This window comes from Pseudoxanthomonas sp. GM95 (assembly GCF_900109775.1).
Classification (GTDB): domain Bacteria; phylum Pseudomonadota; class Gammaproteobacteria; order Xanthomonadales; family Xanthomonadaceae; genus Pseudoxanthomonas_A.
Genome location: NZ_FOAX01000003.1, coordinates 1 through 22,914, shown reverse-complemented (window position 1 = coordinate 22,914; position 22,914 = coordinate 1). Strand labels below are relative to the sequence as shown.

Below are 22,914 nucleotides of genomic sequence, written 5' to 3'. Positions count from 1 at the left end.
CCATGTCGCTGCACGAGTACGACCGCAAGCGCCGCTTCGGTCAGACGCCCGAACCGCGCGGCGGGCAGGGCGGTCGCGCCGGCCATCGGCCGATCTTCATCGTGCAGCTGCATCACGCTTCCTCGCGGCATTACGACTTCCGCCTGGAGGCCGATGGCGTGCTCAAGAGCTGGGCCGTGCCGAAAGGGCCCTCGCTGCGCGCGGGCGAAAAACGCCTGGCGGTCGAGGTGGAAGACCATCCGCTGGATTACGCCAGTTTCGAAGGCGATATCCCCAAGGGGCATTACGGCGCCGGGCATGTCGATGTGTTCGACCACGGGCACTGGACCAGTGATGGCGAACCGTTGGCGGCGATCGCTGCCGGCAAGCTGGATTTCATCCTCAGCGGCGACAAGCTTGGCGGCGCCTGGAAGCTGGTCCGCACGCAGATGAAGGGCCGGCAGAAACAGTGGCTGCTGATCAAGCGCGACGACGCGTTCGCCACCGACCAGGAAGCGGATGATCTGCTGGACGCACCTGCGACCGCTGCGAAGGCGAGGAAACGTGCTCCCACGACGACGAAGCGCGCAACGCCGCGCAAGGCGCCTGCCGCCCCGCGCAAGCGCACCAAGGCCGAGGCCGCCTGGAAGCGTCGCGTGCTGGCGTTGGAGGGCGCACGCGACACGCCGTATCCGGCCGGGTATGCCGCCCAGCTCTGCAAGCTGCGCGCGGTCGCGCCGGCGGGCGAAGACTGGCTGCACGAGATCAAGTGGGACGGCTATCGCCTGCTGGCTGACCTGGTCGATGGCGAGGTGAAGCTGCGCTCGCGCAACGGCCTGGACTGGAACGACACCTTCCCGGAGATCGTCGCCGCCGTGCGCGCGCTACCGGTCCGCGACGCGCGCCTGGATGGCGAACTGGTGGTGATCGACGCGCAGGGACGCAGTGACTTCTCCGCGTTGCAGCGGACCATCGACGGCACGGTCAAAGCGCAGCTGCGCTATCTGGTGTTCGACCTGCCGGGCGTGGCCGGCGTGGATATCAGCCGCGCGCCGCTGGTGGCGCGCAAGGCGTTGTTGAAGGCGCTGTTGGGCGATGCGCCGGGCCTGATCGCCTTCAGCGATCACGTGCTGGGTCACGGTAGCGAGGTGTTTTCGGCGAGTGCCAAGGCGGGCCTGGAAGGCATCGTCAGCAAGCGCGCGGACTCGGCCTACACCGGCGCGCGCTCGGACGCCTGGGTCAAGGTCAAGCACGAGCAGACCGATGAATTCGTCATCGTCGGCTACACCCCGCCCAAGGGAGCACGCACCGGCTTCGGTTCGCTGTTGATGGCGCGCGTGGAACATGGCGCGCTGGTCTACGCCGGCCGCGTCGGCACTGGCTACGATGACGCCACGCTCAAGGCGCTGCTGGCGCGGCTAAAGCTTCTGCACAGTGAGCGCGCCTCGATCGAGCTGCCCGCGCACGTGCCGTTCAATGCGCGCAGCGTGCATTGGGTCAAGCCGCAGCTGCTAGCCGAGGTGGCCTTCCGTGGTTGGGGCAAGGAAGGCTTGCTGCGCCAGGCCGCGTTCAAACGCCTGCGGGAGGATAAGGACATGGCCGCACTCCACAACACTGCCGACGGCGCGATCATCATCACCCATCCCGACCGCGTGGTGTATCCCAAGGACAAGATCACCAAGGGGCAGGTGGCCGATTACTACCGTCGGATCGCGTCCCTGCTGCTGCCGGAACTGGCCGGGCGGCCGCTGTCGCTGCTGCGCTGTCCAGATGGCGCAGGCAATGAATGTTTCTTCCAGAAACACCATGCACCATCGCTGGGCAAGGGTGTGCATGCGGTGCCGCTGAAACAGAAAAGCGGCACCGAGGATTACCTGTACGTGGAAGACATCGAGGGCGTGCTGGCCCTGGTGCAGATGAACACCTTGGAGCTGCATCCCTGGGGCTCGACTGTGGACGCACCGGAACAGCCGGACCGGCTGGTGTTCGATCTGGACCCCGGTCCCGGCGTGTCTTGGGCGCAGGTCAAACAGGCGGCGCGCGAAATCCGCAGCAACCTGCGCAAGACCGGGCTGGAGAGTTTTGTGCGCCTGTCCGGCGGCAAGGGCCTGCACGTGGTGGTGCCGATTGATCGCGGCCCCAGCTGGGACACGGTCAAGGCCTTCTGCGAGGCCTTCGCCAATGCCATGGCCGAGCACCGGCCCGAGCGCTACATCGCCACGATGAGCAAGGCCAAGCGCGAGCGGAAGATCTTCATCGACTGGCTGCGCAACGGGCGTGGCAGCACCAGCGTGTGCAGCTGGTCGCTGCGCGCCCGCGAGCACGCCACCGTCGCGGTGCCGCTGCGCTGGGACGACCTGGGCCGGATCACCGGGCCCGGCCAGTTCACCCTGGACAAGGCGTTGCAGCGGGCAGCGCGATTGAAGGCTGATCCGTGGAAGGACATGGCCATCTTGAAGCAGAAGTTGCCGCAGACCTGAGGCGCCCGATCGGCGTCTTTACATCGCCCTTAACCGCGCGATATCGCGCAGCGGCGGCGCGCCGAACAGGCGGCTGTATTCGCGACTGAACTGCGAGGGGCTTTCGTAGCCCACTTCATGCCCGGCGCTGGCGGCGTCGGGGGCGCCGGCCAGCAGCAGGCGGCGGGCTTCCTGCAGGCGCAGCTGCTTCTGGTATTGCAGCGGGCTCATCGCGGTGATCGCCTTGAAGTGCTGGTGCAGCGAAGACGGGCTCATGTGCGCGTGGCGGGCGATGGTGTCGATCCGCAGCGGTTGGCGGTAGTGCTCGCGCAGCCAGCCGATCGCGCGGGTGATGCGCTGGCCCGGTGAATCGGCCACGGCGATATGGCGCAGCATGCCGCCCTGGTCGCTGCGCAGCAGGCGATACAGCAGCTCGCGCATCAGCAGCGGGGCGAGCGCGGGCAGATCGTCGGGCGTGTCCAGCAGCCGCATCATCCGCACCGCCACGTCGATCAAGGCCGGATCGGCTGGCCCCAGGTTCAGGCCGCGCGTGGGCGGCGGCAGGTCGGTGTCGGTGAGCTGCAGTTCGCCCAGCAGCGCGGCGATCTGCACCGGGTCCATGCGCAGGATCAGGCACAGGTAAGGCCGCTGCGGGCTGGCCACCGTCACCCGGCCCGTCACCGGCAGGTCGACCGAAGCAAGCAGGTGGTGCGAGGCGTCGTACTCGAACACCTCGCTGCCCAGCAGCACCTGCTTGCCGCCCTGCGCAACCAGGCACAGCGACGGCTCCTGGACCGCCACGGTCGGCATCGCCGCCGGCACGTCGGCGCGCGCCAGCGTCATGGGCGCCCAGGCGGTGGCGTGCACGCCGCTGTGGCCGGTGGATCGTTCAATCCGCTGGGCCAGTTCGGCCAGGGACGCGGCCACCGCGGTGGCGTGGCCGGTGGCGTCGTCAGGCGATGAAACAGGGCGTGGGTCCATGGTGGCCAGTCTAAGCAGGCGCTGCCGGTGCTGGCGTGGGCTTGGCTGCATCTCGGAGGATCAGGCAATCGGCCTGCAGGAACCGGATACCGCCGCGACGCCCGGCCGCCGCATCGTGATCTCCACCCGCCGGGCATGTCGCCTGGCCTCACGCAAGTGGAGATTCCGATGTCCAATATTTCAGGCAAGACCGTCGTCATCACCGGTGCCAGCAGCGGCATCGGGCAAGCCACCGCCCGCGTGCTGGCCGCGCAGGGCGCCAACGTCGTGCTGGGCGCGCGTCGCGCCGAGCGCCTGCAGGCGCTGGCCGACGAACTCACCGCCGCCGGCGGCCGCGCCAGCTGGCGCGCGATCGACGTGACCCAGTTGGAGGATGTCCAGGCGCTGGTCGCCCAGGCCAAGGCCGAACACGGCCGCGTCGACGTGGTCATCAACAACGCCGGCGTCATGCCGCTCTCGCGCCTGGATGCCGGCAAGGTCGACGAATGGAACCGCATGATCGACGTCAACATCCGCGGCGTGCTGCATGGCATCTCCGCCGGCCTGCCGGTGATGCAGGCGCAGGGCAGCGGCCAGTTCATCAATGTCTCGTCGATCGGCGGGCACGCGGTGTTCCCGACCAGCGCGGTGTACTGCGCGACCAAGTTCGCGGTGCTAGCCATCTCCGAAGGCCTGCGCCAGGAACACACCGACCTGCGCGTCACGGTCATCTCGCCGGGTGTGACCACCTCCGAACTGGGCCACGACATCAGCGATGCGGGCACCCGCGCCTACATGGATGACTTCCGCGCGCTGGCCATGCCCGCCGACGCCATCGCCAATGCGATCGCCTACGCCATCGGCCAGCCCGACACAGTGGATGTGAGCGAGATCATCGTGCGGCCCACGGCCAGCCCGTACTGAGCACCGGGCGGCGCCTGATCGCGGGGCTGCTCGCCGTGTGGCCGCTGACCGCGATCGTCGCGGCCAGTCTCCCCGCGCAAGGTGCTGTACCGGCACGAGGCGAATTCAGGCAAGCCAAGACGGAGCATCCTATCGGGATGGTTGAGCGGGCGGCCACGGCGCGCTGCAATGGCCGCCCGCATTGCAGCCAGGACTGTCCCGATGGGCGATCTTTCAACTTCTCCTTCCGCCGGACAGCCGGTGCGCGTGGATTTCGTCTCCGACGTGGTCTGCCCGTGGTGCGCCATTGGCCTGCAATCGCTGCTGACCGCGGCCGAGCGGATCGAAGGCCTGCAGCTGGACCTGCATTTCCAGCCGTTCGAACTCGACCCGGAGCTGGGCGCGGGCGGTGAAGACCTGCAGCAGCGCCTGATGCGCAAGTACGGCATGAGCGCGGCCCAGTACAAGGCCAGCGGCGAGACCATCCGCGCGCGCGGTGCCGAGCTGGGTTTCACCTTCGACCTAGACAAGCGCACGCGCAGCTTCAACACCTTCAATGCGCATCGCCTGCTGCACTGGGCCGGCGAGCTCGGCGCGCCCGCGCAGCTACGCCTGAAGCGGGCGTTGCTGGAGGCTTATTTCACCGAAGGACTGGATGTCTCCGACCACGCGCAGCTGGTGGCGATCGTGGCCACGGCCGGCCTGGAAGCCGCGCAGGCGCAGACCGTGCTGGAAAGCGATCAGTACGTGGAGCAGGTCCGCCAGGACGAAGCGCGCTGGCGTCAGGCCGGGATCACCGCGGTGCCGTCGGTGGTGTTCAACCAGCAGCACCTGTTGCAGGGCGGCCAGCCGGTGGAGACCTTCGAACAGGCGCTGCGCCAGCTGTCGGGGATCGCGGCGGCCTGACCGGCGCGATCAGACGAAGGCACATCGCCGCGGCATCAGCCGTGGCGAGAGACCAGGACGGCCTCGCGGCCGGCCATGTCCATGATCACGGCGCTACGGATGCCGTGTTGCAGGTGCAGGTTGTTGGCGATCACGCCGGCGGTATGCAGGGCCTCGGCCCGGTCGTTGAACCAGAAGCGGCCTTGCTCGCCTTCATATAACTGCCACCCCTGGTCGCGTGCGCTGATGGTGAAGAGAACTCGCTGCATGATCCTGCCCCGGGACTGATGGACATCAGGCCGCTAGGGTGGCCCGCGCAACGGGGGTGGCGCAGTCGGGCATCGCCGCCCGCGCCTGTAGGAAAAGTCCGATCCCTCGGTAGGACGATGGTCTCGACATGGCCTTACGCCCGGTATCCCCAGCATCGGGGGTCTTTCACGACAGGGCGATGTCATGAGCAAGTACGCCGAGCGCGTTTACACCGATGCGACCCAGATTGCGCAGCTGGAAGCCTGGGTGACCCAGCTTCCTTCCGAGGCCCGCGTGGCGATCACGCTGGATGATGGCAGTGAGCTGCAGGGTGTTGTGCCCGTGCAGCCCACGGTGCAGACCTTCCGCGATGCCGAACAACGCGAAGGCATCAACGGCCTCCTGCGCCTGGAGGACCTCGCCGATCCGGCCAGGCAACACCACATCTGGCTGGACCAGATCCGCAAGGTGATCCCGCTGAGATCGCATTGAAAGCCAGCGTCGGGTGCGTTACGAGGCCGCGACTTCCGGCTCGGTCTCGAAGCGGCGCGCATAGCCACGTTCTTCAGTGACGCGCTCGATCTCTTCATCTGCCAGCTCAGGCGCGCCGTACACGGCGTAGACCACGTCGCCGTCGTTGCGGCCCACCAGGTGCAGCTTGTAGCGCGGGCGGCCGGTGTGGCCGTTTTCGGGGTAATGGACCGGCGGCTGCGGGCCGTCCATGTCCATCTCGCTGTTATCCACGACGCCACCAACGAACAGGGCACGCAACATGTCGATCTCCGGTGTGGGAAGGCCCGGTCGATCATGGTGGCGCCGGTGTTGCCCATGCATGAAGCGCGCATTGCATAAATGCAAAGGCCGTGCTGAACAGGCGAGGCCTTCGTTGATGGAGTGCGCGAAACGTCGCGGCGGCTATTTCAGCAGCGGCCCCAGCTTGGGCCAGACGAAGTCGCGGATCGCCGGCTGTACCGCGGCGGTGGGATGCAGGTTGTCCGGCTGGAAATTGGCGCGATCGCTGGCAATGGGCTGCAGGAAAAACGGAATGAACGCCGTGTCGTACTGCTTGGCCAGCGCGCTGAAGTTGCCGGCGAAGCCTTCGGTATAGGCGCGGCCGAGGTTCGGCGGCATCTGCATGCCCAGCAGCAGCACCTTGGCGCCGGCGGTCTGGGACGCGGTGATCATCTTCTCCAGGTTGGTCCGGGTCTGGGCCAGCGGCAGGCCGCGCAGGCCGTCGTTGGCGCCCAGTTCGATCACCACCACGGCCGGCTTGAGCCGTTGCAGCTGCGCGCCGATACGCGAGGCGCCGCCGGCGCTGGTCTCGCCGCTGATGCTGGCGTTGACCACTTTCCAGCCCGGCTTTTCCTTGGTGATCTTGGCCGTGGTCAGCGGCACCCAGCCTTCGCTCGGCCCCAGGCCGTAGCCGGCCGAAAGCGAATCGCCCATCACCAGCACCGTCTTGGTGGTCGCGGCCGGAGCCGCCTTGGGTGCGGGCTGGGCCTGCAGCGCTTGCATGAATGTCATCAGCACCAGCGCCAGCCACCATTGCACGGGGCGTCGCGCGACCGCATAACCTGAGGGCATCTTCTTCTTTCCGGTTTCCAAGACGCCCCCATCATGGCCGACTCCCCCCTGCTGCACGCTGACAAGCCGATCACGTCCCCTTCCACCACGCCGGTCCTGCAGGTCGCCTCGCTCGGCAAGCAGGTGACCCTGCCCGGCAGCACGCTGACCATCCTCGATGGCGTGTCCTTCACCATCGGCCAGGGCGACACGGTGGCCATCGTCGGTGCGTCGGGCTCGGGCAAGAGCACCTTGCTGTCGCTGCTGGCCGGGCTGGACACGCCCACCAGCGGCACCGTGACGCTGGATGGTGCGGTGCTGTCGACGCTGGACGAAGACGGCCGTGCGCGCGTGCGCGGCGAGAAGGTCGGCTTCGTCTTCCAGAATTTCCAGCTGCTGCCCTCGCTGACCGCGCTGGAAAACGTGATGCTGCCCTTGGAGCTGCGCGGCGATGCCGATCCGCAGGCGCCGGCCGAAAAGATCCTGGAAGACGTCGGCCTGTCCGTTCGCTTGTCCCATTACCCGCGCCAGCTCTCCGGTGGCGAACAGCAGCGCGTGGCCCTGGCGCGTGCGTTCGTGACCCGGCCGGCGCTGCTGTTCGCCGACGAGCCCACCGGCAACCTCGACCAGCGCACCGGCCATGCGATCGAGGAATTGCTGTTCGCACTCAACGCGCAGGCCGGCACCACGCTTGTACTGGTGACCCATGACGAAGCCCTCGCCGCGCGCTGCACCCGCGTGCTGCGCCTGGACAGCGGCAAGCTGGTGGGCGGCGCATGAACACCCTGCGCCTGGCCTGGCGCCAGCTGCGGCGTGATCTGGTCGCTGGCGAAGTCCGCATCCTGCTGGCGGCGCTGGTGCTGGCGGTGGTGGCGGTGACCTCGGTGGGCTTCGTGACCGATCGCGCCGAGCGCGCGCTGGCGATCGAAGCCAACCGCCTGCTCGGCGGCGACGTGGTGGTACGCGGCGATGCACCGATCACCGGTGCGATCCTCGATGCGTCCAAGGCCAGCGGCCTGCGCAGCACACAGACCACCGAGCTCAACACGATGATCCGCGTCGGCGATGGTGACGATGCGCAGCTGCGCCTGGGCGATCTGCGCGCGCTGGGCGAGGGCTTTCCGCTGCGCGGCAGCTTCACCCTCACCGATGCGAAGACCCCGGCCGAACACGCCGCCGACGGGATCCCCGCGCCGGGCACGCTGTGGATGACCCGCGCCGGCGCCGACACGCTCGGCGCCCAGCTGGGCGACAAGGTGTCGCTCGGTGATGCGACGCTGACCCTGGCGGCGCTGGTGACGCAGGAGCCGGACGCGGCGCTGGACTACTTCAACGTTGCGCCGAAAGTGTTCCTCAACGCGGCTGACCTGCCGTCCACCGGCCTGGTGCAGCTGGGCAGCCGCATCGGCTATCGCCTGGTGGTTGCCGGCGAGGCGGGCGCGGTCGAACGCTTTACTGCCACCGCGCGTGAAGCGCTCGGCCGCGGCCAGCGCATGGAGACCATCCAGGACGCGCGCCCGGAGGTGCGTTCGGCGCTGGATCGCGCCGGGCGCTTCCTCGGCCTTGCCGCGCTGGTCTCGGTGATCCTGGCCGCGGTGGCCGTGGCGATGGCCGCGCGCCGGCATAGCGAACGGCATTTGTCCGGCGTGGCGGTGATGCGCTGCCTCGGCGCGCAGCAGTCGCGGCTGGTCGGCATCCACGTGGGCGAACTGGTGCTGCTGGGCCTGATCGCCTGCACCGTGGGCGTGGTGATCGCCTTTGCGCTGCAATGGGCGATCGGCGGCTGGTTGGCGTCTGCACTCAAGGTTGCGATTCCGCCTGCGGGGTGGGGACCAGTCGCGCAGGGCTATGGCGTTGGCCTGATCGTGTTGCTGGCCTTCGGCGCGCCGCCGGTGCTGGCGCTGCGCCGGGTGCCGGCCTTGCGCGTGCTGCGTCGTGACCTGGACCCGACCGAACCAAGCGCGGTGCTGGTCGCGGTGACCGCCTTTGCCGGCCTGGCCGCACTGCTGTGGTGGAAAGCCGGTTCGCCCGCATTGGGCTTTGCGATGCTCGGCGGCATTGCGGCCACGCTGCTGGTGCTGGCCGGGTTCGCCTGGCTGCTGATCCTGGCGGTGCGCAAACTGCGGTCGCGGCTGCGCGGTTCGCTGCGGTATGGATTGGCCAATGTCAGCCGCCGGGCCGGTACCAGCGTGGCGCAGATCTCGGCACTGGGCTTAGGGCTCATGGCGCTGCTGCTGCTGACCTTCGTGCGCACCGACCTGCTGGATCGCTGGCAGCTGGCGCTTCAGGCCGATGCACCGAACCGCTTCATCATCAACGTGCAGGACGACCAGGTGCAGCCGGTCGCCGACTTCATCGCGAAGCAGGGGCTGGGCGCGCCGACGCTGTTCCCGATGGTGCGCGGCCGCCTGCAGAGCCTCAACGGCAAGGCCTCCAGCGGCGCCGATTACACCGATGACGAAGCGCGTCGCCGCGCTGAGCGCGAGTTCAACCTCTCCACTGCCACGACGCTGCGCGACGACAACAAGGTCACCGCCGGCGCCTTCTGGGGGCCGCAACCGACCGCGACCACCGAGCTGTCGGTGGAAGAGGGCTTTGCCGAACAGTTGCGCTGGAAGCTCGGCGACACCGTCAGCTTCGACATCGCCGGGCAGACGCTGACCGGCAGGATCACCAGCCTGCGCAAGGTGGATTGGGAAAGCTTCAAGCCCAATTTCTTCGTGATGGTGTCGCCGGGCGTGCTGCAGGATTTCCCGGCCAGCCACATCACCGCGGTCAACGTGCCGGCCGACCATCCGCGCTTCACCGCGCAGCTGGTGCAGGCTTTTCCGAATCTTTCGGTGATCGACATCGATCAGGTGCTCAAACAGGTGCGCAGCACCGCCGACCAGGTCAGCACAGTGGTGCAGGTGGTGTTCTGGTTTTCGCTCGCCGCCGGCCTGCTGGTGCTGATGGCGGCGGTGAGCGCCAGCCAGGACGAGCGCCTGCTGGAAGGCGGCGTGATGCGCGTGCTCGGCGGCAGCCGGCGCCAGCTGCGCGCGGCGCAGGCCTCGGAGTTCGCCGCGATCGGGCTGTTGTCCGGGCTCGTTGCTGCGATTGCCGCGTCGATCCTGTCCGGCGTGGTCGCGGTGAAGGTGTTCGACCTGCCATGGGAACCGAACTGGACCCTGGCCGCAGTTGGCGGCATCGCCGGTGTGGCCGCGGCGCTGATCGCCGGCCTGTTCGCCACCCGCAAGGTGCTCGACGCACCGCCGTCGGTGACGTTGCGCGAGCTGCAGGGCTGACTCGACAACACGTTTTGGAATAAGCAGTATCCGATGACGTCGGGGCCTTGCGTTCGCGACGTCATCAAGACGGATAAAGGAAGCATCACGTGAAGGATCAGCAGGCATTGATCGCGCAACTTGCGCGACAGAATCGGTTGTTGAAGGCGTTATTGGCAACGACGTGTATCGGACTGGCGGCGTTAGGGCTGGTGGCAGCCAAGTCTCCGGAGACGAAGGCGAAGTTCACCGAGATCGACGCCGAGCGCATCAATATCGTCATGCCCGATGGCAAGCGTGAGCTGGTCCTGGCAAATCGCAACCGATTGCCAAGGGCCGTGATCGATGGCAGGGAGGTCGAAGACGATCGAGGCATGCCCGGCATCATTTTCTACAACGCAGCTGGCGACGAGAGCGGTGGCTTGATCTTCGATGGCAAGCTCGGCAAGGACGGAGCGCCAAGCGCAGGCATGCACTTTTCCATGGACCGCTTCGGGGGGGACCAGCAGTTGGCGTTGGGACATTACGAATCCGGCGGCGCGATGGAGACCGGGCTCAATGTCTACGATCGGGGGATGGCAAAAGATTACGAGCCGCTATGGGACGCCTACGACAAGGCCAAGGAGGGGCCGGAAAAGGAGCGTCTGAGGCAGCAGTGGATCGCCGCGGGCGGTCAGCAGACACCGCGCGTGTTCGTCGGGAAAACCCGCGGCAAATCCTCGGCCGTAATGCTTGCTGATGCAAAAGGTCAGCCGCGAATCATGATGCTGGTCGAGCCCGATGGCACGCCTTCGCTTGAATTCCTGGATGACAAAGGCGAAGTCACTCAACGACTTCCGCAAAAGCAGGCCGTTTCTCGCTGAATCGCGACTGCCGGGGCGAGTGTCAGGGAAGGCTTCACCGCCCTGTGACCGTCCCGTTCACACAATCGGGGCCCAGATCGCTCCGGAACCCGACCGCATGACCCACGACGGCACGCTTGCCTCACCCGATGCCACCGTGCCCGTCCCCGTGCACGGTGAAGGGGCGATGGAGCGCCGCAAGCAGATCATGAAGTTCCTGTTCCGTTACCGGCACTCCGGGGTGTTTTCCGGGCTGGGGCAGGACTCGCTGCTGGACGACGTGATCATCGACGACGGCACGCCGGCCGAGTTCAGTCGCGATCTCGAAGCGCTGGGGCCGACTTTTATCAAGCTCGGACAGATGCTGTCCACGCGCCCGGACATCGTACCGCCCAGCTACGCCACGGCGCTGGAGCGCATGCAGGAGGATGTCTCGCCGGTGCCGGTCGAGGCGATCCGCGAGGCGCTGGAAGCCGACCTGGGCGTGCGCCTGAGCAAGGTCTTCATCGAGTTTGATCCGGTGCCGCTGGGCACCGCCTCGCTGGCGCAGGTGCATCGCGCGGTGCTGCGCGACGGCACGCCGGTGGCAGTCAAGGTGCAGAAGCCCGGCGTGGCCCAGCGTCTGCTGTCGGACCTGTCGATGCTGCGTTCGATCGCCGGCGCCGCCGACAAGCTGACCAAGGTCGGCCGCAACCTGCGCTTCACCGACTGGCTGGAGGAATTCGGCCGCACCCTGGTGGCCGAACTCGACTACGTCGCCGAAGCGGAGAACCTCGAACGTTTCGCCTCGCACCTGAAGGCCTATCCCGAGCTGATGGTGCCGCGCCCGGTGTGGGACCTGACCCGTCGCCGCGTGCTGACCATGGAACTGGTCGACGGCGTGCGCGTGGACCAGGTGCCGGCGGTGCGGCGGATCGAGCAGCCGATGCTGCCGCTGTCCTCGGCGCTGCTGCGCGGCTACCTGGACCAGATCTTCATCTTCGGCGAGATCCACGCCGATCCGCATCCTGGCAACCTGCGGGTGACGCCTGACAACCGGCTGGCGATCTTCGACCTCGGCATGGTCGCCAACGTGCCGCCGGGCCAGCGCGAGTGCCTGCTCAAGCTGCTGTTCGCCGCCGTGGACGGGCGCGGCGAATCGGTCGCGCGCGAAATGCTGGCGCTGGGCACACAGCTGGAGGACTTCGACGGCGAGCGCTTCAGCCGCGAGATCGGCCAGCTGATCAGTCGCTATTCCGCGCACAGCGGCACCACCTCCGAAGGGCGCGTGGTGCTGGACCTGGTGCGCACTGCGATGGCCAGCGGCCTGCGCACGCCGCCGGAACTGTCGCTGCTGGGCAAGGCGCTGCTGAACCTGGACACCGTGTGCCGCGCGCTCTCGCCCGAGCTGGACGCCAAGGCCGTGGTCGAAGGCCACCTCCAGCACGTGATGCGCGCGCGCCTGCGCCAGTCGTTCTCCTCGCCCAACATGGCCAGCGAGCTGATGGACCTGCAGTCGCTGGCCCGCGAAGGCCCGCGCAAGCTGTCCGACATCCTCGGGTTGCTTTCGGAAAACAAGCTCCAGATCCGCATCTCCGGGCTGGAAGAATCGCACCTGATGGAGAGCCTGCAGAAGATCGCCAACCGCGTCGCCGCCGGCGTGGTCACCGCGGCCCTGATCCTGGCCTCGGCCCTGATGATGCGCATCCCCACCGCCAGCACCCTGTTCGGCTATCCCACCGTCGCCCTGATCCTGTTCTTCATCGGCGCCGCCTTGGGCGCCAGCATCGTGATCAGCGCGTTGCTGGGGGACCGGAAGGTCAAGAGTCGGTAGTTCCGAAAGGGGCAAAAGCAGGGGGCTGTTGATCGCTTGAGTTGCAGCTGACATCTCTCGGTGGTGTACTCCACCGAGAGATGTTTGGACAGGGATAGCCAAAAATGAGACAGCTAAATCCTTTGTGGCGGATAAGGAGGAGCCGCTTCTTGCTGAGAGTTTTCTTCGGCATAGCAGGCACGGTGCTGGTCACATGTGCGTCTTATGCCCAGCAGACGGATGCTTTCTTGAGTATTGATCGCAATGAAGACGGCGTAATTGACTCCTTCGAAGCGGACGCTCATGTTGATGTTGATTTCTCTGATCGTGACGTCGATCAGGATGGGTGGTTGACGTTGTCGGATTTCGAGCAAGCAATGGTGCAAGAAGCGCGCCGTTCGGGCGCTAAAGTAACGTCCCAGGTCGTTTCGGACGTCATCCGACCGGCTGCGCGACAGCAGTTGCAGATGCTTGATCACAACCAGGATGGCTCTGTGTCCAAAGCCGAATATCGCGAAGGACAAGCCGTACTTTTCAAGAGAATGGACCGCAATGGCGATGGAAAGATAAGTCGCGAAGAGTTCGATCGCCGTCGAGGTGAGTGATTGTCGGATAGTGGCGGCTATGGGGTGCCGAAATGTCGATGGCTTATAAAGAAGGATCTTTATGAAACGTTATTTTTCGATCGCTTTGCTGATGTTTTTTTCTTCATTGGCGTGTGCTGATGAAGCGATCTATCAGGAAGTTTGCAGGAGTGATGACCCTTTTGTGTATTGCACCGAAGGATGTAAGGAAACAAAAGCCTGGAAGCCTTACACGCCTTACGCGAGTGTCGCCTACAGGCCCTCGGTGGGTTATTGCCCATACCCGACAACTCAATGCTGTGATAGTTACTGCATTCTGAGGCCGTGGTCTCAGCGGGACTACAATGACTATCTCCAGAATCGGGTTCCCGTGTGCCCTGCGGCTCACAAAGACGGGAAATGGATCGGCAGCGGCCAGCCAGACAAGGTCCCCGTTATCCACTAAGAGCTAAGCATCTGAATCATGGACCTGACAGGGACGCGATAGAATCGCGTCCCTTTTCCGCTTCCTGGTTTCAGGTGTCTAGATCCGATCCTGCGCTCGACGCATTGGTGTATGCGCTCGAGCAATCATCGCAGTTCATTTCTTCGAAGGAAGCGCTGTTCCTGCGTGCGCGGCCCGGCGTGGCCCTGCGCGCGTTGCAGGGGCTGACGCTGCGTTGCGAGCAGAGCTTCCGGCCGGCGTTCGATGCGCTGCATCGGGAAGGCTACGCGGTCGAGCAGCAGTGCGAGGCCGGCGAGACAGCGCCACTGGTGCTGGCGCTGCCGCCGCGACAGAAGGAAGAAACCCGCGCGCTGCTGGCGCGCATGGTGGCGCACTGCGCGCCGGGCGGACGGATCGTGGCCAGCGTGGCCAACGACGAGGGCGCACGCTCGGTGGAGAAGGACCTGAACCAGCTCACCGGCCTGGGTGGATCGATCACCAAGCACCATTGCCGTGTGTTCTGGAGCCCGCCACTGGAGGGCCAGCACAATGCCGAACTCGCCGCGCAGTGGGCGCAAGCCGATCGCGTGCGGCCGATCCTGGGTGGGCGCTTCAAGAGCCGGCCTGGCGTGTTTGCCTGGGATCGCGTCGATGCGGCGTCGCAGTTGCTGGTCGAGGCGCTGCCGACCACCTTGCGCGGCACGGCGGCCGACCTAGGCGCAGGCTGGGGCTTTCTGTCCGATGCGCTGCTCGGGCGCTGTGCGGGCATCACCGCGCTGGACCTGTATGAAGCCGAGGCACGCGCGCTGGACCTGGCGCGTGACAACCTGGCCGCGCATGCAGGCCGTGCCGCGCTGGCCTTCCATTGGCACGACGTGGTGGCCGGCCTGCCGAAAAAGTACGACGTGATCGTCAGCAATCCGCCGTTCCATGCGCTCGCACGCGGCGAGCGCCCCGACATCGGCCGGCGTTTCATCGAAACCGCCGCCAGTGCGCTCAACCGCAACGGCCAGCTGTGGCTGGTGGCCAACAAGCATCTGCCGTACGAAGCGGCATTGACCTCGCGCTTCGCCGACGTGCGCGCGGTGGCCGAAGGCGGTGGTTTCAAGGTGATCGCGGCGACCGGCGCGCGCGCATGAAGATCGTGCGCCACATCGCCAACCTGGGGTATGGCAGCCGCAAGCAGGTGCAGGCGCTGTTCCGCGAAGGCCGGGTCACCGATGCGGCCGGCGAGGTGCTCTACACCGACGATCCGGTCGACCACGACGCGATCCGCATCGATGGCGAGGCGCTCGATCCCGCGCCGGGTCTGTGCGTGCTGCTGCACAAGCCGGTCGGTTACACGTGCTCGACCAAGGACACCGGCCGGCTGGTCTATGACCTGCTGCCCACGCGCTGGCGCCAGCGCGATCCGGTGCTGTCCACCGTCGGCCGCCTGGACCGCGAGACCAGCGGCTTGCTGCTGCTGACCGACGATGGCGGCCTGCTGCACCGGATCATCTCGCCGAAGGCACAGCTGCCCAAGGTCTACGAAGCGACGCTGGCCCAACCGCTGCGTGGCGACGAGGCGGCGACCTTCGCCAGCGGCACGCTGCTGCTGGAAAGTGAAACCAAGCCGCTGCTGCCGGCCGAGCTCGAAGTGATCGAGCCCCTGCGCGTGCGCCTCACCCTGCACGAAGGCCGCTATCACCAAGTGCGGCGCATGTTTGCCGCAGTCGGCAACCATGTGAGCGCGCTGTACCGCAGCCGCATCGGTGGGCTGGCACTGGACGACTTGCCGGAAGGTCAATGGCGCCTGCTCGATGCGGCCGACCTGGCGCGGCTGTTCGGCACGGACGCGGCATGAGCGACGTGGAGGTTGCGGCGCTGCCGTTCGTCCCCGAGGCGGTGATCTTCGACATGGATGGGCTGATGCTGGACAGCGAGCGCGCCTCGCTGCGCAGCTGGAGCCGCGGCGCGCGCGAGCTGGGCCTGGAGATCGAAGACGACTACTGGCTGCGCCTGGTCGGTCACAGCATGGCCGCGTGCCAGACGATCCTGCGCGAGCGCATGGACGAGGCGCAGATCGCCGCACTGCTGGAGCGCTGCTACGCGCTGTACCACGCTGAAGTCGAGGCGGGCGTGCCGCTGCGGCCGGGTATCCATGAAATCCTGCAGTTCCTCGCGCAGCACGGTATTCCCTGCGGCGTGGCAACGTCCACGCGTCGGCCGCTGGCGCCACACAAGCTGGAAACCGCCGGCCTGCTGCCGTATTTCCAGTCCGTCACCGCCGGCAACGATGTCGAACATCCCAAGCCTGCGCCGGACATCTACCTGCTCGCGGCCCAGCGCCTGGGCGCTCATCCGTCGCGCTGTCTTGCGCTGGAGGATTCGCCGGCCGGCGTCACCGCCGCGCTGGCGGCCGGGCTGACCGTCATCCAGGTGCCTGACCTGGTGGTGCCCGACGAGGCGCTGCGTGCGCGCGGCCATCGCATCGTCGCCTCGCTGCACCAGGCGCGCGAACTGCTGGAAGCGCGCCTGCGCGAGGCCTGATTCGCACGGCGTCGGCGCGCCGGAACCGGGCACGAAAACGCGCCCAGATGCAACGGCGACGTACGCGGACCGGGCGCCTACAATGCCGCCCCCCGCACGCAGGCCTCGCCCCATGAATATCGTCGTCAACCCGGACCTCAAGGCCTACATTGACCCGCTCACCGCTGACGAATACGCGTCGCTGGAGCAGAGCATCCTGGCCGAAGGCTGCCGCGACGCGCTGGTGCTGTGGGGCGAGGTGCTGATCGACGGCCACAACCGCTACGGCATCTGCCAGAAGCACGACCTGCCGTTCAACACCGTGCAGAACACGCGCTTCAAGTCGATGGACGACGTGCACCTGTGGATGATCGACCAGCACCTGGGCCGACGCAGCGTGTCGGATTTCCAGCGCGGCGTGCTGGCACTGCGCCGCCGCGACATCCTGCTGGAGCGCACCCGCAGCACGCCCGCGCCGGCCGACGCGCCCAGCGCCGAGGCCAGCGACGATGGCGCGCCGCCGTGGGACACCAGCGCGCCGAACACGATGCCGCCCACGCGCGAGGAGCTGGCCCGCGCCGCCAAGCTCAGCAACAGCCAGGTCGCGGCGATCGAGAAGATCCAGAAGCAGGCTGCGCCGGAAGTCATCGCCGCCGTGCGCTCGGGCGAACTGTCGATCAACGCCGCCGCCGTGGTCGCCACGCTCTCGGCCGAAGAACAGCAGGCCGCCGCGCAAGGCGGCGTGGCCGAGCTGAAGGAAGCGGTCAAGCGCGTGCGCGAGTCGAAGAAGCGCGCCAAGCCCGAGCGAACGCCTGACGCCGCAACCGAAGCCGCCGCCGCGCCGGTCGAGGAAACCTTGCCGCAGCTGCGCCTGCGCCTGGATCAGCTGCAGCAGGAAGTCGCGCGCCTGAAGGCCCGCATCGCCGAGATGGAAGCAGCCGAAAAACCGGCCTGGTAAACCCGTCCGCGCCTGCTTGGGCGCAGGCGCTTCACACGTACTGCATCTTCCGCGTCATCCCGCCATCGACGATGAATTCCTGTCCGGTGACGAAGCCGGATAGCGACGGCGCCAGCAGCTGCACCGCGAGATGGGCGATGTCTTCGGGCGTGCCGACGCGGCCGACCGGATGCTGGGCGTGGTCGGCCTTGGAGAGCTTGGGCGTGCGGCGCCGCGCCGGCGCGCGCCAGGCATCGGTGGCGATCCAGCCGGGGCTGATCACGTTGACCCGCACCTGCGGGCCTTCGCTCAGCGCCAGCGCGTGGGTGAAGGCGACCAGCCCGCCCTTGGCCGCCGCGTAGGCCTCGCTGCGCGGCTCGGACTGATGCGCGCGGGTCGAGGCGATGTTGACGATTGCCCCGGCGTCTTCGCGCAGCGCAGGCAGGGCGTGCCGGCTGCACAGGAAGGCGCCATGCAGGCTGGCCAGGCGCGCATTCCAGGTGGCGAAATCCAGTTCCTCCAGCGGCGGCACGTGCGGTCCTGGCGGGCCGGCGTTGTTGACCAGTCCGTGCAGCTGGCCGAAGTGTTTGTGCGCGGCGGCCACGAACGCCGCCACGCTGCGTTCGCTGGCCACGTCCAGGCGTTTGAAGAACGCATCGCCGCCGCGGTTCCATTCGGCCAGGCAGGCCTTGCCTGCGTCCACGTCCAGGTCGCCGATCGCCACGCAGCCGCCCGCGCCCAGCACCGCCTGGGCGATGCCGCGGCCGATGCCCTGCGCGCCGCCGGTGATCATCACCACGCGGCGGGCCAGCGGTTCGGGATTCCAGGGCGAAATGGGCGGCGTCAGCGACATGCAGCAAGGTCCGGCATCGGGCGGGCCGGCGAGTCTGCCGCAGCGGGCATGTGCGGCGCGTGCAGTGGCGCGGGCGCGCCTGCACGCGCTGGCAACGCAGGTATCAGTCGGCCATCAGCCGGCGCCAGCCGTCCACGCCCAGCTTGTCCAGCGTGGCGATGTTGCGGTCGACGATGACATCCGGGTCCGGGAACGCCGCCACCGCGCGTTCCACGCTGTCCTCGCGCAACAGGTGCAGGGTCGGCCAGGGCGAGCGGTTGGTGTAGTTGGAGGCATCGTCCGGCGCGGTGCCAGCGAACTGGTAATCGGGGTGGAAGCTGGCCACCTGCAGGATGCCTTGCAGATCCAGCGCCTCGACCGCGGCATCGGCGTTATCGAGGAAATCGTTGTAGTCGATGAAGTCGCCCAGTACGTCCGGATGCACGATCAAGGTGGTGTCCACCACTTCGACCGGCGTGTCGCGCAGCACCAGTAGTTCCTCTGCGAGCTGCTCCAGCAGCGCCTCGGGCGTGGTCGCATCGCTCAGGACGAAGCGCACCTGGTCCTTGACGTACACCGCCTTGGCGAACGGGCACAGGTTCAGGCCGATCACGGCCTTCTCCAGCCAGCGGCGGGTGTCGGCAATGGGGTCGTGCAGCGCGTCGGTGGCGGCGCTGTCGTGGTCGGTGGCGTGCATGGGTTGCGGCTTCCTACGGCGAATGCAGGCGATTGTAGGAGGTGTCCAGCCACGGCGGGTTTTCCGCGTACATCTCGCGGATCAGCTGCTTGAGCAGCGCGATCAGCGCTTCGTCCTCGTTGCGGCGGTAGCTCATGATGATCGGCGAGGTCGCGTGCTCGTCGTCGATCAGCCGGTACTTCAGGTCTGAACGCTGCAGCCGTGCCGAGGCCGGGATCAGGCACACGCCGGTTTCGGCCGCCACCAGGCCGAGCGCGGTCTGCAGCTCGCGCACCTCCTGCACCTCGGGCGGGCGCACGCCGTGGTCGCGCAGCAGCGACAGCACCTGGTCGGCGAAGCTGGGTCGCGGCTCGCTGGGGTAGACGACCAGCTTCTGGCCCTTCAGCTCGGCAGGCTTCAAGGGCGTGTCCTCGGCGGCCAAGGCGAAGCCCGGCGGGATCGCCACCACTAGGCGCTCTTCGCGCAGCACCTGGCGTTCGACGCTGAGGTCGGCGGTGCGGATGCGGCCGAAGCCGATGTCGATGCGGCCGTTCTTCAGGCCTTCGACCTGTTGGCCGGACATCATCTCGACCAGGCGCACGTCGGCCTCGGGCCGCGCCTGGCGTAGCCGTCGCACGACCGTGGGCAGGCCGCCGTACAGCGTGGAGGCGACGAAGCCGATGCTGATCACCCGGCGCTCGCCGTGGCCGACGCGGCGAGCGGCGTCCTTCATCTGTTCCACGCGGCCCAGCACCTGCTGGGATTCTTCGTAGAACAGCCGGCCGGCGTCAGTGAGCCGGATCGGCCGGCTGCTGCGCACCAGCAGCTGCACGCCCAACTCTTCCTCCATCTGCTGGATCTGCCGGCTCAGCGGCGGCTGGGCGATGTGCAACAACTCGGCGGCGCGGGTGAAATTGCGCTCGCGGGCGACGGTGACGAAGTATTTGAGCTGGCGCAGATCCATGGGCTTAGACCAAAGTCTTAAACTATGCGATCGACCGATGTTGCAGCGCATTAAATGCAGCTGCACAAGGGTCTGGGAAGCCAAGAATACCCTGAAGGTATTTTGAGAGACCCAGATTGTCTTGGACGCGACCGGGCCTGTGTCCCAAGAATCGGGTCCATGGAACGCACTCTCTCCCCCGTCCCCAACGCGGCCCCGACGATCGAACGCGTCGAGACCTTCCTGCTGGACCTGCCCACCATCCGCCCGCACCGCCTGTCGGTGGCCACGATGAGCGGGCAGACGCTGATGATCGTGCGCCTGCACTGCAGCGACGGCACGGTCGGCATCGGCGAGGGCACCACGATCGCGGGCCTGGCCTACGGCGCCGAGAGCCCGGAAGGCATGAAGTTGGCGATCGACACCTACTTCGCGCCGGTGCTGGTCGGCAGCGATGCGACCCGCGTGCAGGCGCTGATGGCGCGCGTGGGCAAGCTGGTTAAGGGTAATCACTTCGCCAAGTGCGCCGTGGAGACCGCCTTGCTGGACGCGCAGGGCAAGCGCTGCGGCCTGCCGCTGTCCGAGCTGTTGGGCGGCCGGGTACGCGATCGCCTGGGCGTGGCCTGGACGCTGGCCTCGGGCGATACGTCCAAGGACATCGCCGAAGCCGAGGCGATGCTGTCCGCGCGCCGGCACAACGTGTTCAAGCTCAAGATCGGGCGCAAGTCGGTGGCCGAGGACGTGGCGCACGTGGCGGCGATCAAGCGCGCCGTGGGCGAGCGCGCCGCGGTGCGCGTGGACATCAACATGGCCTGGAGCGAGACCGACGCGCTGCGCGGCCTGCCGGCGCTGGCCGATGCCGGCTGCGAACTGGCCGAGCAGCCGGTGGCCACCGCCGCGGCGATGACGCGCCTGATGCGTCGCTTCCCGATCGCGCTGATGGCCGATGAAGTGCTGCAGGGCCCGGAAAGCGCCTATGAGCTGGCCAAGGTGTCCGGCGCCGATGTGTTCGCGGTCAAGACCGAGCAGTCCGGCGGCCTGTTCGCCGCGCTGAAAGTCGGTGCGATCGCCGATGCGGCCGGGATCGAGCTCTATGGCGGCACGATGCTGGAAGGCGCGCTGGGCACGATCGCCTCGGCGCATGTGTTCGCGACCTTCCCGCACCTGCAGTGGGGCACCGAACTGTTCGGGCCGCTGCTGCTGACCGAAGAAATCCTGGAGCAGCCGCTGGTCTACCGCGACTTCCACCTGGAAGTGCCGAACGCACCTGGCCTGGGCATCGCCCTGGACGAGGACCGCGTCAACGCCTTCCGCCGCGACCGCAGCCGCACCACGGTCGCCACCACCGGCACGGAGGGCTAACGCCATGTTGTTCCACGTACGTATGGACGTGAAGCTGCCGCTGGACATGGATCCAGCCAAGGTGGCCGACCTCAAGGCCACCGAGAAAGCGCGCTTCCAGGAGCTGCAGCAGTCGGGCAAGTGGCGCCACATCTGGCGCATCGTCGGCCAGTACTCGAACGTCTCGATCTTCGATGTCGACAGCCCCAGTGAACTGCACGACCTGCTGCTGTCGCTGCCGCTGTTCCCGTACATGGACATCGCGGTCATGCCGCTGTGCCGGCATCCCTCGTCCCTGCATGAGGACGACCGCTAAGCCGTTTCCCCACATCCATCCGATGCGCTCCTGGGGAGGGAACGCGTCAAGGCAGCATTCGCCACCAAGAGGAGCAACCCGATGAGTGTCAGCATTTTCGCCGGTAAGGAAGTCCAGGACTTCCTGCGCACCGTGAGCAACCTGGACGGCGCCGACGGCGACGCCCGGACCAAGCAAGTCCTGCACCGCATCCTGTCCGACCTGTTCAAGGCGATCGAGGATCTGGACCTGACCCCGGACGAGATCTGGGCGGGCATCAACTACCTCAACAAGCTCGGCCAGGATGGCGAGGCGGCGCTGCTGGCCGCTGGCATCGGCCTTGAGCATTACCTGGACATGCGCCTGGACGAGGAAGACCGCATCGCCGGCATCACCGGCGGTACGCCGCGCACCATCGAAGGCCCGCTGTACGTGGCCGGCGCGCCGGTCAGCCAGGGCAGTGCCAAGATCGACCACGACGCCGATCCCGATGCCGGCCCGCTGCGCATCCATGGCGTGGTCAAGGACGAAGACGGCCAGCCAGTCGCCGGTGCGCTGGTCGAGTGCTGGCACGCCAACTCCAAGGGCTTCTACTCGCACTTCGATCCCACCGGCGCGCAGACTGATTTCAACCTGCGTGGTGCGGTGACCACCGGCGCCGACGGCAGCTACGAGTTCCTGACCAAGATGCCGGTCGGCTACGGCTGCCCGCCGCAGGGCGCGACCCAGCAGCTGCTCAATCGCCTGGCTCGCCACGGCAACCGCCCGGCGCACGTGCACTTCTTCGTGACCACCGACAGCTACCGCAAGCTGACCACGCAGTTCAACATCGATGGCGACCCGCTGCTGTGGGACGACTTCGCCTATGCCACGCGTGACGGCCTGGTGCCGCCGGTCAAGGACATCAGCGGTGGCGGCAAGGCGTTCGGCTTCGAGGCCGATGCGTACAAGGCCATCGAGTTCAACTTCGGCCTGATCCCGCTGGAAGCCGGCAAGGACAACCAGCTGGTCTACCGCCTACGCGCGGCTGCCTGACCGTCTCCCCCGGACGGCGCCCCACGCGCCGTCCGCTTTCACATCGTTCCGATTCAACCGCGCCGTGTGCGCGTGCCCACCATCCCCACCGGGAGAGGTTTCCATGTCCGCGATCATCGAAAACAAGACCGACATCGAACAGCTGCTGGCCACCGCGCTGCAGGACGATCCGGCAGCGGGCATCTACCGCTGCCGGCGCGACATCTTCACCGACGCCGACCTGTTCGAGTTGGAGATGAAGCACATCTTCGAGGCCAACTGGGTCTACCTGGCGCATGAGAGCCAGATCCCCAACAACAACGACTACTTCACCACCTACATCGGCCGTCAGCCGGTGGTGATCACGCGCGACAAGACCGGCGAGCTGCACGCGGTGATCAACGCCTGCGCGCACCGCGGCGCGATGCTGTGCCGGCGCAAGCACGGCAACAAGGGCAGCTT

General features: G+C 67.2%; 24 protein-coding genes. 17 read left to right on the top strand and 7 right to left on the bottom strand.

Annotated features, from left to right (window positions below; translation table 11 throughout):
* Positions 1–2: 2 nt before the first annotated feature.
* The gene (ligD, locus tag BMZ17_RS14995; protein WP_093140008.1) at positions 3–2,459 is read left to right on the top strand and encodes a DNA ligase D; all 2,457 of its coding nucleotides are present in this window, start codon (positions 3–5) and stop codon (positions 2,457–2,459) included.
* Between the two features lie 18 nt (positions 2,460–2,477).
* Here ligD and BMZ17_RS14990 read toward each other — a convergent pair whose 3' ends face one another.
* Positions 2,478–3,419 (bottom strand): AraC family transcriptional regulator, encoded by a 942-nt coding sequence (locus BMZ17_RS14990; RefSeq protein WP_093142148.1) that lies wholly within the window; start codon positions 3,417–3,419, stop codon positions 2,478–2,480.
* Positions 3,420–3,587: 168 nt separating this feature from the next.
* On the opposite strand from BMZ17_RS14990, the gene BMZ17_RS14985 reads away from it, so the two are divergent.
* Together BMZ17_RS14985 and BMZ17_RS14980 are read left to right on the top strand one after the other, a co-directional pair.
* Positions 3,588–4,322, top strand: coding sequence for an SDR family oxidoreductase (locus BMZ17_RS14985; RefSeq protein ID WP_093142144.1), 735 nt, complete (start codon positions 3,588–3,590; stop codon positions 4,320–4,322).
* 201 nt (positions 4,323–4,523) lie between these two features.
* The gene (locus tag BMZ17_RS14980) at positions 4,524–5,207 is read left to right on the top strand and encodes a DsbA family oxidoreductase (RefSeq protein WP_093140005.1); all 684 of its coding nucleotides are present in this window, start codon (positions 4,524–4,526) and stop codon (positions 5,205–5,207) included.
* 35 nt (positions 5,208–5,242) lie between these two features.
* Here BMZ17_RS14980 and BMZ17_RS14975 read toward each other — a convergent pair whose 3' ends face one another.
* Entirely contained in the window at positions 5,243–5,455 is a 213-nt protein-coding gene (locus tag BMZ17_RS14975) for a hypothetical protein (RefSeq protein ID WP_093140002.1), read from the bottom strand.
* Between the two features lie 184 nt (positions 5,456–5,639).
* Here BMZ17_RS14975 and BMZ17_RS14970 point away from each other — a divergent pair, with 184 nt between their 5' ends.
* Positions 5,640–5,927 carry a DUF3247 family protein gene (locus BMZ17_RS14970; protein ID WP_093139999.1) on the top strand — a complete coding sequence of 96 codons (288 nt, stop codon included), beginning with the start codon at positions 5,640–5,642 and terminating at the stop codon, positions 5,925–5,927.
* A gap of 18 nt (positions 5,928–5,945) precedes the next feature.
* On the opposite strand, the gene BMZ17_RS14965 is transcribed toward BMZ17_RS14970, so the two are convergent.
* Positions 5,946–6,209, bottom strand: a complete 264-nt coding sequence (locus tag BMZ17_RS14965) for a hypothetical protein (protein WP_175485625.1) — start codon at positions 6,207–6,209, stop codon at positions 5,946–5,948.
* A 141-nt stretch (positions 6,210–6,350) separates the two neighbouring features.
* Positions 6,351–7,019 (bottom strand): arylesterase, encoded by a 669-nt coding sequence (locus tag BMZ17_RS14960; protein ID WP_093142135.1) that lies wholly within the window; start codon positions 7,017–7,019, stop codon positions 6,351–6,353.
* 33 nt (positions 7,020–7,052) lie between these two features.
* Here BMZ17_RS14960 and BMZ17_RS14955 point away from each other — a divergent pair, with 33 nt between their 5' ends.
* From BMZ17_RS14955 to BMZ17_RS14915, 9 genes are all read left to right on the top strand, one after another.
* The gene (locus BMZ17_RS14955; RefSeq protein WP_093139996.1) at positions 7,053–7,778 is read left to right on the top strand and encodes an ABC transporter ATP-binding protein; all 726 of its coding nucleotides are present in this window, start codon (positions 7,053–7,055) and stop codon (positions 7,776–7,778) included.
* Entirely contained in the window at positions 7,775–10,282 is a 2,508-nt protein-coding gene (locus tag BMZ17_RS14950) for an ABC transporter permease (protein WP_093139993.1), read from the top strand. The genes BMZ17_RS14955 and BMZ17_RS14950 overlap by 4 nt, the downstream gene beginning before the upstream one ends.
* A gap of 89 nt (positions 10,283–10,371) precedes the next feature.
* A complete protein-coding gene (locus BMZ17_RS14945) occupies positions 10,372–11,124 on the top strand; it encodes a hypothetical protein (protein WP_093139990.1) in 753 nt (250 codons plus the stop codon).
* A 166-nt stretch (positions 11,125–11,290) separates the two neighbouring features.
* A complete protein-coding gene (locus tag BMZ17_RS14940) occupies positions 11,291–12,916 on the top strand; it encodes an ABC1 kinase family protein (RefSeq protein WP_254775430.1) in 1,626 nt (541 codons plus the stop codon).
* Between the two features lie 149 nt (positions 12,917–13,065).
* Positions 13,066–13,500: an EF-hand domain-containing protein gene (locus BMZ17_RS14935; protein WP_175485624.1), complete on the top strand. Its 435-nt coding sequence runs from the start codon at positions 13,066–13,068 to the stop codon at positions 13,498–13,500.
* Positions 13,501–14,028: 528 nt separating this feature from the next.
* On the top strand, positions 14,029–15,042 hold the full coding sequence (locus BMZ17_RS14930; protein WP_254775429.1) for a class I SAM-dependent methyltransferase: 1,014 nt from the start codon (positions 14,029–14,031) through the stop codon (positions 15,040–15,042).
* Complete coding sequence (locus BMZ17_RS14925; RefSeq protein ID WP_093139978.1) at positions 15,039–15,749, top strand: pseudouridine synthase; 711 nt, start codon at positions 15,039–15,041, stop codon at positions 15,747–15,749. The genes BMZ17_RS14930 and BMZ17_RS14925 overlap by 4 nt, the downstream gene beginning before the upstream one ends.
* Entirely contained in the window at positions 15,746–16,435 is a 690-nt protein-coding gene (locus tag BMZ17_RS14920; RefSeq protein WP_254775360.1) for an HAD family hydrolase, read from the top strand. Before BMZ17_RS14925 ends, BMZ17_RS14920 begins: the two co-directional genes overlap by 4 nt.
* A gap of 112 nt (positions 16,436–16,547) precedes the next feature.
* A complete protein-coding gene (locus BMZ17_RS14915) occupies positions 16,548–17,372 on the top strand; it encodes a ParB N-terminal domain-containing protein (RefSeq protein ID WP_093139973.1) in 825 nt (274 codons plus the stop codon).
* 31 nt (positions 17,373–17,403) lie between these two features.
* On the opposite strand, the gene BMZ17_RS14910 is transcribed toward BMZ17_RS14915, so the two are convergent.
* The 3 genes from BMZ17_RS14910 to BMZ17_RS14900 form a co-directional block, all read right to left on the bottom strand.
* Positions 17,404–18,204 carry an SDR family oxidoreductase gene (locus BMZ17_RS14910; protein ID WP_093139970.1) on the bottom strand — a complete coding sequence of 267 codons (801 nt, stop codon included), beginning with the start codon at positions 18,202–18,204 and terminating at the stop codon, positions 17,404–17,406.
* Between the two features lie 103 nt (positions 18,205–18,307).
* Positions 18,308–18,880: a DUF1415 domain-containing protein gene (locus BMZ17_RS14905; RefSeq protein ID WP_093139968.1), complete on the bottom strand. Its 573-nt coding sequence runs from the start codon at positions 18,878–18,880 to the stop codon at positions 18,308–18,310.
* A gap of 13 nt (positions 18,881–18,893) precedes the next feature.
* Positions 18,894–19,823: a LysR family transcriptional regulator gene (locus BMZ17_RS14900; RefSeq protein ID WP_093139965.1), complete on the bottom strand. Its 930-nt coding sequence runs from the start codon at positions 19,821–19,823 to the stop codon at positions 18,894–18,896.
* Positions 19,824–19,982: 159 nt separating this feature from the next.
* Here BMZ17_RS14900 and BMZ17_RS14895 point away from each other — a divergent pair, with 159 nt between their 5' ends.
* The 4 genes from BMZ17_RS14895 to BMZ17_RS14880 form a co-directional block, all read left to right on the top strand.
* Entirely contained in the window at positions 19,983–21,164 is a 1,182-nt protein-coding gene (locus BMZ17_RS14895; protein WP_093139962.1) for a muconate/chloromuconate family cycloisomerase, read from the top strand.
* Between the two features lie 4 nt (positions 21,165–21,168).
* Positions 21,169–21,459 (top strand): muconolactone Delta-isomerase, encoded by a 291-nt coding sequence (catC, locus tag BMZ17_RS14890; protein WP_093139959.1) that lies wholly within the window; start codon positions 21,169–21,171, stop codon positions 21,457–21,459.
* 81 nt (positions 21,460–21,540) lie between these two features.
* On the top strand, positions 21,541–22,473 hold the full coding sequence (gene catA / locus BMZ17_RS14885; RefSeq protein ID WP_093139956.1) for a catechol 1,2-dioxygenase: 933 nt from the start codon (positions 21,541–21,543) through the stop codon (positions 22,471–22,473).
* 103 nt (positions 22,474–22,576) lie between these two features.
* A partial coding sequence (locus tag BMZ17_RS14880; protein WP_139202945.1) for a Rieske 2Fe-2S domain-containing protein occupies positions 22,577–22,914 on the top strand: 338 nt, incomplete at its 3' end.